This is a genomic window from Protofrankia sp. Cas3 (assembly GCF_963555955.1).
GTDB lineage: Bacteria > Actinomycetota > Actinomycetes > Frankiales > Frankiaceae > Protofrankia.
Genome location: NZ_CAUVXP010000071.1, coordinates 1 through 2689 on the forward strand (window position 1 = coordinate 1; position 2689 = coordinate 2689).

The 2689-nt window shown below is 70.7% G+C and carries 3 protein-coding genes; all 3 read left to right on the top strand.

Annotated features, from left to right (window positions below; translation table 11 throughout):
- The first annotated feature begins 177 nt into the window (after positions 1-177).
- Positions 178-1692: an FtsK/SpoIIIE domain-containing protein gene (locus U9983_RS14665; protein WP_322754564.1), complete on the top strand. Its 1515-nt coding sequence runs from the start codon at positions 178-180 to the stop codon at positions 1690-1692.
- A complete protein-coding gene (locus U9983_RS14670) occupies positions 1689-1910 on the top strand; it encodes a hypothetical protein (protein WP_322754565.1) in 222 nt (73 codons plus the stop codon). The genes U9983_RS14665 and U9983_RS14670 overlap by 4 nt, the downstream gene beginning before the upstream one ends.
- Positions 1907-2689 (top strand): replication initiator (locus U9983_RS14675; RefSeq protein ID WP_322754566.1); only part of this gene is annotated, 783 nt, incomplete at its 3' end. The genes U9983_RS14670 and U9983_RS14675, both read left to right, overlap by 4 nt.

A 2689-nucleotide genomic window follows, 5' to 3' on the forward strand; every position in this document is an offset into this window, starting at 1 on the left:
ATGTGAACGGCTCCTGTTGGACCGCAAAGCCGACGACACCGATAACGGGGCTGTGGTAGCGGCCTGAAGTCTGGTTGTTCTCCTCGCGGGTGCCGGGACGGATTGCGAGCGCTGTTTTTCGCCGGTTCCGGACCGCTGATTCTCGATTCTTCCAATGCTGGGTGGGTGTGATCTGTCATGGCCAGAATCAACGGCTCACGGCCGTTTCCCGAGGTACCAACCCGGCATCCCAGAGTCGACGTGCCGCTGTGGGCGGTCCTGCTCGGGCTCGCCGGCCGGATAGGCGCCCACATCGTCGTGTTCCTCGTGCGTCATCCGGTGGCGGTGGCTGTGCTGCTCACGGTGGCGGTGGTCCGCCAGCGGTTCGGCCTGGTCGGGCTCGGCCTGCTGCTCGTCGCCCTGGTCGCGGTCGGTGTGGGGTGGCGGCTGGCCCATCGCCGATCGTTCGACGGCCTGGCCCGCTGGATCCGCGGCCGGCTGCGGCTGCTGGTCATCTACCGGTGGCGGTGGCGCCCGGTCATGGTCCACACGGATCTGGCGATTCGGATTCCGGTGTCCAACGGGGACCGGGTCTCCTTCGCCGAAACCTTCCCCCGCATCCGGACGATCCGCTCCGACCGGTGGGGCGACCAGCTGCGGATCGAGCTGCTCTACGGCCAGACCCCCGAGCAGTGGGCGGAGCAGGCCGACGCGCTGCGCCACGCGTTCCGGGCTCGGTCCTGTCGGATCCGCGCCGACCGGGTGGGGTTCATCTGGGTGGACTTCGCCCGCCGCGATCCCCTCGCCGTTCCCATCCCCCCGTTCGATCTGGACGGACCCGACGCCGACGGGGACGGGGATGGCGACGATGACGGTCCGGTGGACCTGTCCGGGATTCCGATCGGCCGCCGCGAGGACGGCGAGCTGTGGCGGCTGCCGGTCCGCGGCGCCCATGTGCTGATCGCCGGGGCGACCGGTGCGGGCAAGAGCGCGGCGGTGTGGGCGACGATCCGCGGCCTTGCCCCGGCGGTGCGTGCCGGGCTGGTGGAACTGTGGGTGGCCGACCCGAAGGGTGGGATGGAACTGGCGTTCGGGCAGGCGATGTTCTCCCGGTTCGCGACCGACACCGAGAGCATCGCCGATCTCCTCGACGACGCGGTGTCGGTGATGCGGAAACGCGCCGCCCGGCTGCGTGGGGTCAGCCGGTTGCATTCTCCGACGACGGATGAACCGCTGATCGTGGTGATCGTCGATGAGATCGCGTCGCTGACCTCCTATGTCACCGATCGGGAGTTGAAGCGGCGGCTGTCGGCGTCGCTGCCGCTGCTGCTCTCCCAAGGCCGGGCACCCGGCGTCGTCGTGATCGGTGCGGTGCAGGATCCCCGCAAAGAGGTGCTGCCGTTTCGGGACCTGTTCCCGGTCCGGGTCGCGCTGCGGATGACCGAAGCCGACCAGGTCGATCTCGTGCTCGGGGATGGTGCCCGCGACCGCGGGGCACGCGCCGACGAGATCGGCGAGGACATGCCCGGGGTCGGCTATGTGCTGCTGGACGGCCAGGCCGACCCGGTCCGGGTGCGGGCGGCCTGGGTCGACGACGCGGAGATCGCACGGATGGCCCGTCGGTATCCGGTGCCGGCGGTCGCCGAACTGCTCGACATCGTCGGCGACGGTCCGGACGGCTGGACACCGGATGTGGACGGGCGGGCCGCGTGACCGGACCGGAGGAATACGCGCCGGTGTATCCGCTGCCGGTCTGCGACTGGTGCCGGCATCTGTGGGTCGCGCACTGGGCGGATGACGGCTGCCAGATACCGGCGGGGCGGTGGCGGGTGTGTGGCTGCCGGGAACCGCCACCCGACCACCCCGACCGACCCGATTCCGACGATGACGGCCAGGACCACGACCACGGACAGGAGGGACAGGCGGCATGAGCGAGGTGAGCACCCCGCCGGCGGCGGGCAGCCGGGCCGCTCGCCTGCGCCAGCCACTGGCCCGCCACATCCTGGAGGCGGTCGCAGCCGAGAACGGGGTGTGCATCCGGCCGTTGGCGATGCGCCGCGTGGACATGGTCACTGGGGAAACCGAGATCATCCCGGTGCCGTGCGGGGCGACGTTGGCAAGCAAGTGCCCGCCGTGTGCCGAGCGTGCCCGGAAACTCCGGATGGCGCAGTGCAAGGCGGGTTGGCATCTCGATGACGAACCGCTCCCCGACCCGGACCCCGCCGGCGATGACGCGAAGACGCTGGTCCAGCTCCGGGCGGATCTCGAAGCCGTCCGCACCGACGCTGTGACCGGTCACGATGTCGATCAGATCGGTGAAGTGGACGATCTGATCTCGCAAGTGGACACGGCGTTGGCAGACCTCGGCGTGCGCGGCAAGACCGCGCCGGACAGCCGCGACCGGCCCCGGCGGACCCGGTCGACCCGGCGGCGGCAGGATGCCCCCGACCTGCCCCGGCTGCCGGTGGATCGGCGCACCGTCGGCCGGACCTTCACGTCACCCGCCGGGACGGTGTGGCGGCCGTCGATGTTCCTGACGCTCACCTGCGACAGCTACGGCCGGGTCACCTCGGAGGGCACCCCGGTGGACCCGGACGGCTACGACTACCGGCGGGCGGCCCGCGACGCCATCCACTTCCCCAAACTCGTTGATCGGTTCTGGCAGAACCTGCGGCGGGCGGTGGGGTACGACGTCCAGTACTTCGCCTGC